We start from the raw sequence: 13,448 nt of genomic DNA, 5'->3' as shown, positions 1-13,448 counted from the left end.
ATTAATGAAAAACGAAAAAGTATTTAGAACCAAAACTGGATTTTGCCATATTTTACCGGACAGAATTTTGCTTACTAGGGATGGGGTTAAAGGTAATGTTGCAAATGCTACTATTGGTAAAAGTATCACGGGAGTTTTAATTATTTACGGTGGTATAGCTGCATTTTTATTGTTTTCGGCAATTCAAAGTTTTCAAAAAGGAGAGATACCTATTGCCGTGGTGTATAGCATAGTTGGTCTGTTTTTGGTATATGGTATTTTTAAAAGTCTAAATAATTCAGCCACACCAATTATCCAAAGAGATAAAATTAAAAGTGTAAAATTTAAGAAAGCGATTTTGGCAATTACCCGGTCTAGATTTGAAGTTGTTTTTGAAGAGGATGGGGCTATTAAAAAGCGTATAATTATGTTGCCAGGTATAATGGGTAATGGGCAGAATGAGACTGAAAAGGCTAGGAAAATGATGATTGAAGAGAACTTGTTAAAGGAATAACAGGTAGTTTTTGTGGAACTATTCTAGTTTCATAAAATGTTAAGGCGAAATCGTACTACAACCTCCTTTAAATATTAGTCGGTTTTAGATAAAATCAATGATAAGAAAAATACTAAAAAAGCTATCCTGGTTCATTCTTTATCTACTGTTTAATGCGTTTCTGTTTATAATTGAATTAAAAGTATTGTTCAAAAGAGATACTTCTTGCTACAGCGGCGGCAGTGGTGTTGAGACTGTAGACGATATTTTAGAAGCCATTAGTGCCATGTTCAATATCTTGGAAAGTATTGCAATGATCGGTTATTTTTATGTAACCGTAGCTTTGGCTATTTTAGCCTTAGTGCTATTTATACCGGTGCAGGTGTATTATATAAAACCGAAATTTACAAACCGCAGTAAGAGCTTTTGGTATGGTTTATTGGCTTCTTTTGCGGTAGTGCTAGTATTGAAATTACTGCTATATGCTTGGGTTTTTATAGATGAAAATTACCTGTAGAACCCATGTACGGATTCTATTTGTCCAATGTTGTAATGAGCACATGTAAAGACTACTGGTCCATTGGGAAGAAATAGAAACAAGAAGTAGTACCTAGAAAAATTACACATAACAAAAATTAAAGGCATGGGAAAGAAATTAGAATCCATTACACCTCAATTACAGGAATTTATAGAACAGCAGAACATATTTTTTGTGGGTACTGCGGCTGCAGAGGGCAATGTAAATGTATCGCCAAAGGGAACGGACTCCTTTCGGGTCATTAACAAGAATAAAATTGTTTGGTTGAACCTAACCGGTAGTGGTAATGAAACGGCTGCACACCTGATCAAAAATAATAGAATGACCATAATGTTCTGTGCCTTTGAGGGTAAACCAATAATTTTGAGATTGTACGGTGTAGCTAAAATATACCATAGAAGAGATCAAGAATTTTCAAAGTACATTAACCTTTTTCCTGAAAATACAGGGTCCCGGCAAATTATAGAAATGCAAGTGGACTTGGTTCAGACCTCGTGCGGATTCGCCGTTCCGTTCATGGATTTTAAAGAAGAACGAACTACCTTAAACGATTGGTCTAAAAAGCAAGGTGAGGAAAAGATCAAAGAATATTGGAAAAATAAGAATACCAAAAGTATAGATGGTTTTGAAACCCGTATTTTAGGAAGCTAACAGATAAAATAAACAATATATTGAAGCAATCCATAGCACGCATAGCATTGGTCGTTGATGATTACGATAAAGCCATTGAATTTTATACTAAAAAATTAGACTTCCTACTGGTGGAAGATACCCCGTTAGAAGGGGATAAATGTTGGGTCACAGTTACGCCACCAGGGGATGGACAATGCACTTTGGTTTTAGCAAAGGCGGACAATGAAGCGCAGGAGTCAAGGGTAGGAAACCAAACAGGCGGACGGGTATTTCTATTTTTATATACAGATGATTTTTGGCGAGATTACTATGCCATGGTAGAAAGAGGTGTAAAGTTTGTTAGAGAGCCAGAAAAGATGCCGTATGGTATGGTAGCCGTATTCAAAGACCTATATGGCAACCTATGGGATTTATTGGAACCTGCTTCTTAATTAAAGGTCCATTTTAAACCAAAGAAGATAGTGCTGAAGTTTTTAAAAAATATGTTCAAGTTAAACGGGCTCACCGGTTTTACCATTTCCAGAAATGCCATAACCGCTAAAAGGCTACTCTGTGGTATTGGAACATCTAGCATAGGAGAAAGCAGTATTGAAATTTCGGATTACCCTTTTGAACCCTCGGTCGTCTATCCTTCAGCAAGCATAGAAGCCCATGAAATTGAGGCTATTTCCTTAGAGTTTGGTGTGTGTAAAGTATATGTAAAAGATGATATTGTTTTTGTATCCGCTGAAAAGAAGAAGGAGCTAGCGCATTTCGCCAAAGTTCATAATTTAAAATTGATTCCCTATAGTTGGAATTGGGATTGGCTTCTAGAACCATACTTGGATACGGAATTTACCAAAGAGAACAAGCAACGGGTGTTGGAGAGACTTCTGGAAAACGGTTTCACCGCTAATGAAATCGATGCCATAAGAGCCGAAGTGGAAAAACAAATGTATGCCTATAATTTTGATACCATGCTTTGGGATTGGTGTAGTCTTAGCCTATCTGATGTTTTAAGCGCCATGCGTGCAAAATACAATAAAGTCCAATTTCGTGACTTTTATGGTCGCGCTTTGGAAATTGAAAAACGTTCCCCAACAAATACAAAGTAATCTTACTATCTTTTAAGTGGAAAAGTGATATAAAAAAATGGCAAAAATCTAAGTAGACTTTTGCCATTTTATTTAGGTAAAACTATGTGCTATTGTAAGGTAGACTTAAGCATCCAGATTAGTTTTTCCTGTCCGGATATTAAATCGCTAACCAACGTAGCGGTACCTTCATCATTGTTGTCAGATGAAAATTCCAAAATTTCTCGCTCTTGAATTAATAACTCGTTCAAGTTATCTATCAATAAAGATATACCTGTAGCACCGTCAGATACTTCTTTGATGATTCTAATAGTCTTGTTGTCCAAATAGTCTTCAAACGTATGTAAAGGTTGTTGATCTAGGGTCAAAATACGTTCAGCGATCTCATCAACGGTTTCAGTCGCTTCGGTGTATAACTCTTCAAATTTTTCATGTAGAAGAAAGAAATTGCTTCCTTTTACATTCCAATGCATCCCTCTCAAATTCATATAATGAACTTGATAATTAGCTAAAAGAAGATTTAATTTATCACTGATCTCTATTTTGTAATCTTGGTCTATTCCCACGTTTTTATGTAAAGTTTCCATAAGTATGTTGTTTTAATTTCTTGATGTAAAATTACGAATAAAGCCCCTGTTTATGGGTGACAAATGTTACATAACCCATATGATTTTCTTATACTGCTATCATTTTTTATGAGTGATAAAAGTTGTCTTTTTAAGCAATTGTAGTTGACCAAATAGATTCGTAAATTAGAAAGGTTAATATAGATAACGAACCGCCATGCAAATACCTGAAATACCTAATTTAATACACTATGCCATTCCGTTTTTTACGGTCACGGTAATTTTAGAAGTCATACTGTCGGTAAAGATCAAGCTCCATGATTATGAGTTTAAAGATGCGGGTACTTCAATTGTAATGGGGTTGGGCAATGTGGCCATTGGCTTGGTAACCAAGGGCATTGCATTAGGGTTCTTTTATTTGCTGTATAATTTCTATCATATTTTTGAAATTCCGTTTGCGTGGTGGTCTTGGTTAGTACTCCTATTTGCAGAAGATCTTTGCTATTATTGGTTTCATAGAACCAGTCATGTAAGTCGGTTTTTCTGGGCTAGCCATGTGGTGCATCATTCCTCTAAAAATTACAATCTAAGCACGGCTTTGAGACAATCTTGGTCTGGCGGATTTTACACCTTCATTTTTTGGACTCCGCTCATACTCATCGGTTTTCATCCGGTGATGGTTTTGGTACAGATGTCCGTTAGTCTTATCTATCAATATTGGATTCATACAGAGTATATTACCAAACTGCCCAAATGGTTTGAAGCTGTTTTTAATACGCCCAGTCACCACAGGGTACACCATGCCACCAATCCACAATATTTAGATAGAAACCATGCCGGTATTTTTATTATTTGGGATATATTGTTCGGCACCTTTGAACCCGAGGTAGAAAAACCTGTATACGGTTTGGTAACGAACATAAACACGTATAATCCCATAAAAATTGCTTTTGGAGAGTGGTACAAAATGTTGACCGATTTCTTTACTTCAAAAACCTCATTGGTAAATAGGTTCAAATACTTGACAAAACCACCCGGATGGAAACATGACGGCACCAGTATTCTTTCTACAGATTTACGGAAGGAATGGGAAGAAAGTAAGAATGCGGAATTGTAATTGCTGTAACAATACTTAATGATTATCGTCATATAAACAACCAACCAATTCAATTTTCAAAATGAGCAATAAGCTAGTAGCGTATATAGGTATTTTAGGAGTTAGTTTATTTGCGATTGCCGCTATTGTTGGTCCATTATTAATTGAAGATTACAGCTTAGTAAGTCAGTACATCAGTGAATCTTTTGCTGTGGATACTAGGTATGGCACCTATTTACAGTATTTGGGTTATGTACCTAGCGGAATTCTCCTTACTATATATTGTTTTAGTGCTCCCAAAAAATTTCCAAGCTCAAAGTTAGTGGTAGCGGGATTTTTTGGTTTGGCACTTTTCTACGGATTGGGAACTACTTTGGTAGGATTATTTCCATGTGACGCAGGCTGCCCAACAGATGTAATGGACTCCAGCCTAGCTCAACTCATACATAATGCAGTGGCTTCTTTAACGTATGTATTTTTTCCTATTTGTTTGATGGGAATCGGGTTGGGTTTAAAAAAGTCTGAGAACTATAATCGCTTATCCCAAATAGCGATTGTTACGGGAATCGTTAGCGGTATTTTCATATTCGCGCTATTCTCAAATCCAGAATCTGGCTATAGAGGTATTTTACAACGTATAATAGAAACCTGTTTCATTGTATTTATAGTTTCTAGTGCGTTGAGAATTACCAAGGATGCGGGAAAATAGTATTAAGTACTTAGTACAAAGTATCAAGTTCAAAGCAATTAGTATTAAGTACAACGATTAATAGTCTCGAAATAGCTGCGTTGCGCTCGTTATGACGAACAACCAACAACGATGCAGGTCACTGAGCGGAGCCGAAGTGAACGGACAACGAACAACTACTCCTTATAAACCACCCCATCTTTCATTACAAAAGATACATTTTTCATTACGGAAATATCCTTGGTAGGATTCCCTTCAACGGCAATGATATCGGCTAGAAAGCCTTTTTCTAAGTTTCCTAATTGGTTTAAGTGAAACATTTTGGCATTGTTAGAAGTGGCGGAAATTAAAACGTCTAAGGGTTTCATACCATAATCCACCATTAATTCCATCTCTCGATAATTTTCTCCATGAGGAAAAACACCTACATCGCCACCAAAAACAATTTGCACGCCAGAATCGAGCGCCATTTTAAACGATTTTCGTTTCTGTTGAATGCGTTCCGGCTCAGGATCGGTGCTTTTGTTCCAACCTCTATATTGCGTAATGGCATCACCTGCGGCAAGGGTAGGGCATAGGCCAACACCTTTTTCTTTCATCAATTCAAAAATTTCAGCTGTACCACCGTCGCCATGCTCAATGGTTTCCACTCCGCCAAGAATGGCTCTTTTCATGCCTTCTGGGGTACTGGCGTGGGCAACCACATATTTGCCCGCAATAGTAGCTGCAGCCACCATTGCATTGATTTCTTCCTGAAGAAATGTAGGTTTGGAATCGGCACCCGGTGTCCATCGGTAATCGGCATAAATTTTTATCAAATCTGCACCGTTACCCATTTGCCTACGAACGGTGGTAATACAATTGTCAACACCACTTGTAGCTTCTGCACCTAAGGGTACCGTTACGCCATCATGAAAACCTTTTGGACCGTATGCGCCCGTAGCTACAATAGCAGGTCCCGCAACCAATAATCGCGGTCCGTCAATAATACCGTTTTCAATGGTTTTCTTTACGTATACATCTGTATAACCTGCACCTTCGGCCCCAAGGTCTCTCATGGTGGTTACACCTGCCAATAAAGAATTTTTTACATGTACCGTAGCCCTAACGGCACGTTCAACCGGAGACTCTTTGAGAACTTGGTCGTTCCAATCGGTTTCATTGTATGGGTGTAGTAAAATATGGGAATGCCCTTCAATAATACCGGGCATTAAAGTAGTTCCCTCCAATTCAATTTCAGTGGTATGGTCAGGTAGATCCATGCCAGATAATTTACCGGCATATGTTATTAGATTTTCCTCTACTAAAACCACCCAATTTTCATGCATTTCCGTACCATCAAATACTCGGTCTGGTTTTAAGAGTGTTTGTGAAAAACCAAGATAACAAGAGAATAATAGTACGATAAAAAAGGATTTCATAACAATAGTGGGTTTAGTGAACAATAGCAGATGTTAAAAGGCTGTCCAGGTCTGATTTGGAATGGTGGTTTCCGTTGGATAGCACCATATAAATATCTTGTGTGTTTGTAATATTTTCTAACGGATTGCTGTTGAGTAAAACAATATCGGCAATTTTACCTTCGGTAATAGAACCATAGTCCGCATCTTGTTTTAAAAATAATGCTCCGTTATAGGCTGATGATTTCAGGGCATCTAGCGGAGAAATTCCTGTAGCAACCATAGCTTCCATTTCTTTATGTAATGATATGCCTGGGTAGGTAAAGCTATTGTAAGCCCCACTATCTGATCCCGCCAAAAGTGCTACTCCGTTTTTATTCAAATTAAAAGCCAGTTCGCCAAAGAATTGATCTAGTGCTTTTCTGTCGGCAACCTGTTTTGCAGAAGCATTTTTTACCCGGTCAATTCTGCCTTTATAAGTTTGTTGTATTCCAAGACCCATATATTTTAAGTAGTCATCATCAGCATGGTCAACTTCATCCAAATAACTAAGAACCCTACCAATGTGTAGTGTAGGAACAACAAATACATTGTTCCTTTTCAATTTGCCGAATGTTTTTAATGCGGTGGAGTCGGCATATGAAGACTGGAGTAGGGGCATAGCATCCCAAAATCCGATTTCTTTGTCTATCAGTTTTTGGGTAATTTCCTTTTCATTGCTTGAGCATCCTTTCATGATGTAATATAAATGCTCTACAGCATCTATACCTGCATCAATAGTAGCGTCTAGTTCAACGGTAAAGGGCATATGTCCAGAAGTGATCAAGCCACGTTTTTCGCTTTCCTGGATCACCTTCAAATAATTTTCACCTGAAATTCGGCTATCGTAGATTTTTATAAAGTCAGACGGTATAGCTTGCAAAGAATCTAAGGCAGTGATAATATCTTCATCGGTTTCAACCTCTAATGAACCTGCCCATGTACCTTTTGGTCCGTCTATTTTAGGTCCAGATGTAAAAATGCGTGGTCCAACAAGTTCTTTGTTTTCAATAGCCTTACGCCATTTCAAAACCGATGAGGTTAGGTCTCCGCCAGCATCACGCACCGTAGTAATTCCGTTGGCCATAAAGAGTTTAAGAAAATTCTTATTGGTATCAATTAAAGAATCTCCACCCCTAAAATGGGTGTGATTATCCCAAAAACCAGGTATTATAAATTTATTTGTGGCATCTATTACCGTATTGGCCTTTAGATGATTAGCATCAATGTCTTTAATAATTTTGGTAATCCTATTATTGGAAATTAAAATATGTGCCGTTGAGACCGATCCGTCTTCTAGATTGATGACAGCACCATTTTTGATTAAAGTGTCATAAGTAACCTCTTTCTCTTTATTACAGCTTACAATTGCCATAAGTAAACACAAGCCAATAGTTTTCATCATTTTCAATACGCTCATCATATATATGCGGTTTTGCAACGGTAAGGTAAAAAGAATATGTGGTAAATTTTAGTTTACGCCTTATATCCTAGGGCATTTTAGACATTGGTAATGAATGTATAATTGATTAACAAAATGATTAAAAAACTCGTGTTAATTTCATTTTTTAATAGCCTGCCAACCACCGCCATTTCTATATTTGATATTCTCATGGGCATGTTGTATAATTTCCTTTATACGTTTCGCCTTGGTTTCTTCTCGCTTAGCTTGGTTTAACCAATATAGGTAGCTTTTACGTTGGCTATGGGTAAAGTTCTTGAAGTTGGTATGTGCCTGGCTATTTTTTTCAAAAGCAATTTGTAATGCTTCGGGTATGACTCCGTTTTCAACATCATCTAATGAAGTCCATGATCCGTTTTCTTTTGCAATTTTAATCGAAGCTAATCCTGCTTCATGCATTAAGCCATTGGATTTTAAATCTTTAATATGATTTTTATTGACCTTGCTCCAAACGCTTTTGGGTTTTCTTGGGCAGAAGTATTGTTTTCGCTTACCGTCACCTAAACTTTTTACCGTACTGTCAATCCATCCATAGCAAAGTGCTACCCTAACAGCTTCCTCCCAGCGCATACTTTCGTTTTCGTGGGCAACGGAGTAGAAGATCAGGTGAATACCTTTATAGTCGGAATGATTATTATGTAACCAATTTTTGAATTCAGTGTCATTTTTAAAGTATAGTTCGGGTATTTCTAACATAATTCTATTAAAAGGGCATTAATTTATCATAAATGTACAATGTTTAATATAGAAAGTATTGGTTAATACAACTGCACGCCCTATTTTTATGCATTCTAAAATCAACTAAACAACAACGAATAACGTATGAAAAAAATCTTCAATGCGCTGCTTTTGGGCTTTGCGCTTATTATTGTCTCATGTGGTGGCAATAAACGAGAAGGAGAACCAAAGGTATTAGTGTTCTCCAAAACAATGGCTTTTAAGCATGCATCTATACCAGCGGGGGTTGCAGCAATTCAAAAGCTAGGATCAGAAAATGGATTTGCAGTAGATACTACCAAAAATGCAGAACTGTTTACTGATGAAAATTTAAAGCAATATTCAGCTGTTATCTTTTTAAGTACAACGGGTAATGTCTTGGACCAATACCAAGAAGCGGCTTTTGAGCGCTACATTCAAGCCGGCGGCGGTTATGTAGGTGTACATGCTGCGGCAGATACTGAATATGACTGGGGTTGGTACAATGACTTAGCAGGAGCTCAATTTTTGAGTCACCCAAGAGGAATGCCAAATGCGGATTTTATTATCAAGGACAAGAATTTTGTCGCTACACAGTTTTTTACCGACTCTGTGTGGAACAGAACGGATGAATTGTATAATTACAAGAACATCAATCCAGATGTAAACGTATTAATGACTTTGGACGAATCTTCTTATGAAGGTGGGCAAAACGGAGATTTTCACCCCATAGCCTGGTATCATGATTATGATGGTGGACGAGCATTTTACACGGGTGGCGGACATGCCGATGCCAGCTATTCAGAAGCCCTGTTCTTAAAACATTTATTAGGTGGTATTCAATATGCTATTGGTGAGAACTTAATATTGGATTATGGAAAAACTACTTCGCAAATACCACCAGATGCAGATCGTTTTACTAAGGTAACCTTAAGTGAAGGTATGTTTTTTGAACCTACCGAAATGGCGGTATTGCCCAACGGAGATGTCTTAGTGGCTCAACGTAGGGGAGAGGTAATGCTGTATAATGATCAAACGCAAGAGCTTACAGAGGTTCTAAAGTTAGATGTGTACAGTAAAACATTGAATACGCCCGGTGTAAATGCCGAAGAAGGCTTAATGGGCTTGCAGAAAGATCCGGATTATGCCAACAATCACTGGATCTATTTATACTATGCACCAACAGGTGATCAGTGGGTCAACCGTTTATCACGTTTTAAATTTATAGATGGTAAGTTTGATACGGACTCTGAGCAAGTTATTTTAGATGTAGATAGTCAAAGAGAAATTTGCTGCCATACAGGTGGTTCTATAGCGTTTGGACCAGATGGTTTACTTTATTTGTCTACAGGTGATAATACAACACCATTTAACGAAAAAGGGGCTAAATATGTTCATAGTGGTTTTGGACCAATGAATGATATACCAGGTCATGAACAGTATGATGCTCGCCGTTCATCAGGTAACACCAATGACCTACGTGGTAAGATTTTAAGAATTAAAGTAAAAGAAGATGGTTCTTATGATATTCCTGAAGGAAACTTGTTTCCTGTAGGTACGGAAAAGACCAGACCGGAAATCTATACTATGGGACATAGAAACCCGTACAGAATTTCGGTAGATATGAAAAGAGGTTATGTATACTGGGGAGATGTTGGTCCAGATGCAAGAGCGGATAGTTTAGGCACAAGAGGTCCTAGAGGATATGACGAAATGAACCAGGCCAAAAAGGCAGGGAATTTTGGTTGGCCCATGTTCATTGGCGATAACTATGCCTATAATGAATACAATTACGAAACAGGTGAGAGCGGACCGGAGTATGATCCAGCCAAACCAATGAATACCTCACGCAACAATACGGGATTAACGGAATTACCACCGGCAATGCCAGCCTATGTTTATTATCCTTATGATGATTCACAAGCTTTTCCACAAACGGCAACGGGAGGTAGAAATGCCATGGCCGGACCTACCTATTATTCAGATATGTTTCAAGGCGATGAAAAACTGCCAAGTTATTACGATGGAAAAGTTATTATTTACGATTGGATGCGTGGTTGGATGTTCGCTGTTCATTTAGATGAAAATGGGGATTTCAGTAAAATGGAACCGTTTGCTCCAAATATTAAGGTCAACAACTTAATTGATATGGAAGTAGGTCCAAATGGTAAAATTTACCTATTGGAATATGGTAGCGGTTGGTTTTCACAAAACGCTAACTCCGCTTTAGGCTATATTCAGTTTAATGGCGGAAATAGACCTCCGTTAATAAACAATATTACCGTAAGTGAGACGGCTGGTAAAACCCCGTTAACGGTAAACGCTACTGTTGAAGCAAGTGATCGTGAAAATGATGCCATAAAGTACATCTGGGATTTTGGAAACGGAGATACTAAAGAAACTACCGAGCCAAATGTAAGTTATAGTTATACGGATGCCGGAGCCTACAAGCTAAAGGTAACTGTTGCGGATGATAAAGGAGCCGAAGTTATAAGTGAAAGCACTGGTATTATTGCGGGTAATTCTAGACCGGAAGTTGCTATAGCTATAGACGGTGGCGCACCAGCTTTTTATCTACCGGGACAGAAAATTTCATACGACGTTTCAGTTACCGATCCAGATGGCACAGCTATAGATTCAAACAATATTTTTGTAAGTGTGGATTATTTGGAAGGTATGGATAAGGTTGCTATGAGTATGGGGCACCAACAAGTATCGGCAGCGGTAACTGGTAAAGCCTTAACCCAAGCGATGGATTGTAAAACTTGTCATAAGGAAGCAGAAGCATCCATTGGACCAAACTACAAAGATGTTGCCGCAAAATATAAAGAACGTAGAGATGCGTTAAAGTATATTCAAGGCAAAATCAAAACTGGTGGAAATGGTGTTTGGGGAGAAGTGACCATGCCGGCGCACCCAAATATTACAACCAATGAATCTAGACAGATTGCTCTTTATATACTTTCCTTGAACGGAGATGAAAAGAAAGAAAAGTCGTTACCGGCAAAAGGTACAATTACGGCAGAATCATCTGCACCAGGTAACATGTTAGTGATAACGGCTAGTTATACCGATGCTGGGGCAGAAGGTACTATTCCTTTGACCGGTTCTAAGACCATTGCAATACCTAGCAGCACGGTAAAGTTCAATGATCAAATGAAATTGGACGGTATGCAAGCAATGCAGTTTGGTGGAATGGACCTATTATTGATCAATAAGGCTGCCGGTTGGTTCATGTTGGAGAACATGTCATTAAAAGGAGTAAAGTCCGTTAGTTTAACTGCCGGATGGCAAGAAGCACCAAATATGTATTTTGATTTTGAAATACATGAAAATACTCCTGATGGTCCATTGTTGGGCAAAGGTCAAATGCCGGCACAACAACAGGGATCACAAGGTACTATGATTACAATACCAATAACAGGTAAAGTATCGGGTGATGGTCCATACTATATAACCTTTAAAGGCGAAGAAGGTAAAGAGTTGGCACAAGTAGCACTTACCGGAGCAGTATTTAAGTAGAAATGACTTAATTGAAATGAAAAGCCCGCTGTATAGCGGGCTTTTTTTAGTTATAATATTAGGAGAGCACAAGCTAAACCAATCTTTTGCCCAATAGTTCTCCTATCTCCATAATCAAATCTGATTCATCTTGTGTAAAATCATAGGGAATCGGCTTTGCGATACCTATAGTGCCATAAAGTGTTTCATTATAAATTAGTGGAGCGGCTAAGGAACCTTCAACTTTGGTGTCTTTTGCAGACGGTCTGGCAACACCGGAATCATCTGTTTGTAGGTTACACATTTCAACAGGTTTTCTTCTTTCAGCAGCAATACCGGCCATGCCTTTACCAATAGGAATGGTAGATAATTTAGGTATTAAGAATTCAGGAATACCAACTTGAGATTGAAGTTGTAATAGTTTGTTTTCATCCAAAAAATGCAAGGTACCCGTAGAACAATCAAAATGATTCAAGATTGCCTTAAGTAGAAGCTCCCAATTAGGAGCGTCTTTTTCGAGTTCTGATTGTATGGTTGATTTAATTTCTTTTACGCTGTTCATTAATCTGCTCTTTTCTAATATCGCCAAGTTATAGTTCGATATTAGGCTTGTTCATCGTAAAGATACATTTTATCTCCTTTTTTTAAAGAGACTATTACGCCACTTTTCTATATCTGGGTGGTCTGCGGTATGCGTAGTAACCTAAAACAACTTGCAATGCTTTTGCTATGGCAATTCGTATAGGAAACAATTCGGCGCCCAATGATTCGTCAATTGAACGTAACTGCATATAGTAATTGCTAATAAGCGGATAGTTCTTTTTGGACGAAATATGAATTTCTGCCATTGCAACGGCTTGCGGCTTTTGTTCCTTTATAGGTTTACAGGTTACTAAAGTAGGGGTATTGTTTTTATGCAACATGGCAGAAAAACCAAATAGTCTGCAAATAAGACCCCGATGGGCATATTCTGAACAAAATCCTTTTGCACCAGGGGCAATTAATTTGTTTAATACGGGACATAGTTTGGTTGAGGTATCTTGTTCAAGATCTTGCAACCAAGTTTCTGCTACACCTTGTTTAAAAAGATGATAGGCTAGGGGTAAAAATTCTAGCACTGTGGCATTAATATCCGGTTTTAAGCAGCAATTTCCGCAATTGGCTACGCAACCTAAACCTGTGGATTTTTGAAAGGAGCCCAACTCCTTTTCCAATTGGTAGAACATACGGTCTACCGCTCGAACTTTATGGTATATACTCACAAGTAGTTTAAAAAGTTGTGCG

14 protein-coding genes are annotated in these 13,448 nt (G+C 38.0%); 8 read left to right on the top strand and 6 right to left on the bottom strand.

The features are described 5' to 3' along the window. Window positions 1-4 precede the first annotated feature (4 nt). The 5 genes from CSC80_RS16735 (at window position 5) to CSC80_RS16715 (ending at window position 2,737) form a co-directional block, all read left to right on the top strand. A complete protein-coding gene (locus CSC80_RS16735) occupies window positions 5-493 on the top strand; it encodes a phosphoribosylaminoimidazolesuccinocarboxamide synthase (protein WP_099193130.1) in 489 nt (162 codons plus the stop codon). 184 nt (window positions 494-677) lie between these two features. After that, window positions 678-989 carry a hypothetical protein gene (locus CSC80_RS16730; protein ID WP_180268633.1) on the top strand — a complete coding sequence of 104 codons (312 nt, stop codon included), beginning with the start codon at window positions 678-680 and terminating at the stop codon, window positions 987-989. 126 nt (window positions 990-1,115) lie between these two features. After that, complete coding sequence (locus CSC80_RS16725; RefSeq protein WP_099193128.1) at window positions 1,116-1,661, top strand: pyridoxamine 5'-phosphate oxidase family protein; 546 nt, start codon at window positions 1,116-1,118, stop codon at window positions 1,659-1,661. A gap of 20 nt (window positions 1,662-1,681) precedes the next feature. Next, complete coding sequence (locus CSC80_RS16720) at window positions 1,682-2,074, top strand: VOC family protein (RefSeq protein WP_099193127.1); 393 nt, start codon at window positions 1,682-1,684, stop codon at window positions 2,072-2,074. Between the two features lie 51 nt (window positions 2,075-2,125). Further along, entirely contained in the window at window positions 2,126-2,737 is a 612-nt protein-coding gene (locus tag CSC80_RS16715; RefSeq protein ID WP_099193126.1) for a hypothetical protein, read from the top strand. An 89-nt stretch (window positions 2,738-2,826) separates the two neighbouring features. Here CSC80_RS16715 and CSC80_RS16710 read toward each other — a convergent pair whose 3' ends face one another. Next, on the bottom strand, window positions 2,827-3,303 hold the full coding sequence (locus tag CSC80_RS16710) for a DNA starvation/stationary phase protection protein (protein WP_071339646.1): 477 nt from the start codon (window positions 3,301-3,303) through the stop codon (window positions 2,827-2,829). A 196-nt stretch (window positions 3,304-3,499) separates the two neighbouring features. On the opposite strand from CSC80_RS16710, the gene CSC80_RS16705 reads away from it, so the two are divergent. Both CSC80_RS16705 and CSC80_RS16700 read left to right on the top strand, forming a co-directional pair. Further along, window positions 3,500-4,399, top strand: coding sequence for a sterol desaturase family protein (locus CSC80_RS16705; protein WP_099193125.1), 900 nt, complete (start codon window positions 3,500-3,502; stop codon window positions 4,397-4,399). A gap of 61 nt (window positions 4,400-4,460) precedes the next feature. Then, complete coding sequence (locus CSC80_RS16700) at window positions 4,461-5,087, top strand: DUF998 domain-containing protein (RefSeq protein ID WP_099193124.1); 627 nt, start codon at window positions 4,461-4,463, stop codon at window positions 5,085-5,087. A 155-nt stretch (window positions 5,088-5,242) separates the two neighbouring features. On the opposite strand, the gene CSC80_RS16695 is transcribed toward CSC80_RS16700, so the two are convergent. From CSC80_RS16695 to CSC80_RS16685, 3 genes are all read right to left on the bottom strand, one after another. Beyond that, window positions 5,243-6,487, bottom strand: coding sequence for an amidohydrolase family protein (locus CSC80_RS16695; RefSeq protein ID WP_099193123.1), 1,245 nt, complete (start codon window positions 6,485-6,487; stop codon window positions 5,243-5,245). Window positions 6,488-6,500: 13 nt separating this feature from the next. Further along, window positions 6,501-7,928, bottom strand: coding sequence for an amidohydrolase family protein (locus CSC80_RS16690; protein WP_236973422.1), 1,428 nt, complete (start codon window positions 7,926-7,928; stop codon window positions 6,501-6,503). 138 nt (window positions 7,929-8,066) lie between these two features. Continuing rightward, a complete protein-coding gene (locus CSC80_RS16685; RefSeq protein WP_099193122.1) occupies window positions 8,067-8,663 on the bottom strand; it encodes a YdeI/OmpD-associated family protein in 597 nt (198 codons plus the stop codon). A gap of 126 nt (window positions 8,664-8,789) precedes the next feature. On the opposite strand from CSC80_RS16685, the gene CSC80_RS16680 reads away from it, so the two are divergent. Further along, window positions 8,790-12,185, top strand: a complete 3,396-nt coding sequence (locus CSC80_RS16680; protein WP_099193121.1) for a ThuA domain-containing protein — start codon at window positions 8,790-8,792, stop codon at window positions 12,183-12,185. Between the two features lie 73 nt (window positions 12,186-12,258). Here CSC80_RS16680 and CSC80_RS16675 read toward each other — a convergent pair whose 3' ends face one another. Beyond that, window positions 12,259-12,726, bottom strand: coding sequence for a GAF domain-containing protein (locus CSC80_RS16675; protein WP_099193120.1), 468 nt, complete (start codon window positions 12,724-12,726; stop codon window positions 12,259-12,261). Window positions 12,727-12,820: 94 nt separating this feature from the next. Then, entirely contained in the window at window positions 12,821-13,426 is a 606-nt protein-coding gene (locus CSC80_RS16670; RefSeq protein ID WP_071339639.1) for a YkgJ family cysteine cluster protein, read from the bottom strand. Window positions 13,427-13,448: the final 22 nt, after the last annotated feature.

Origin of the sequence: Maribacter sp. 6B07 (assembly GCF_002700155.1) — a bacterium.
GTDB classification, from domain to species: Bacteria; Bacteroidota; Bacteroidia; order Flavobacteriales; family Flavobacteriaceae; genus Maribacter; species Maribacter dokdonensis.
This window is presented reverse-complemented; position numbering and strand designations above follow the sequence as displayed.